This window comes from Mesorhizobium sp. P5_C1 (assembly GCF_054049815.1).
Genome location: NZ_JBFULQ010001399.1, coordinates 1 through 545, shown reverse-complemented (window position 1 = coordinate 545; position 545 = coordinate 1). Strand labels below are relative to the sequence as shown.

Annotated in this window: 1 protein-coding gene; it reads left to right on the top strand. The window is 61.7% G+C overall.

Translation table 11 applies throughout. The annotated features are described in order from the left end of the window. Window positions 1-501, top strand: a 501-nt coding sequence (locus ACXJ7R_RS36020) for a hypothetical protein (protein WP_457155929.1), incomplete at its 5' end; no start/stop codon positions are given. Window positions 502-545 lie beyond the last annotated feature (44 nt).

The following is a 545-nucleotide window of genomic DNA, read 5'->3' as shown; positions in this document are numbered from 1 at the left end:
CTGCTCGACAGTGAAGTTTCGGGCATCCGGTTCGACGCAATCGAGGCGCTTCTGGGATGCACGACGCCTGCGGATGGCGCCATTCTCGGTCGCGTCATGCTGCGGCTGGATGACGAGCATGCCGGCGTTCGATGGAGAGCAACCGAGTTCATCCGGTTCGCGGGCCGGTGGCAGTTACGGCTCGCGGTGGAAAATGCTGCCACGCTGCGTCCGGACTCGGCCTTCCCGATCCTGGCAAAGGCTCATGGTCAGCACTTCAGGGCAACGACCAAGGGGATACGGTGGCTGCTCGATCATCCGGACGCGCTTGTGCGGCGCTTCGGTGCAGCCGTCGCAGTCAGGCCACGCTATGTGGTCGACGAGCAGCTCCTGGCAATGGCCGAAGGGTCGGATGATGCCGAAGTCAGAGAGATCGCGGCCAGTTGTTATCATAGCCATCTGACACCGATCTACGCCGTCTGGTCGTCTGCACTGTTCAGGCAAGGCATGTCATCCGCGTGACTTGCTGAGTCGCATCGAGAGTCTGGCGATATAGGCCCCTGTAT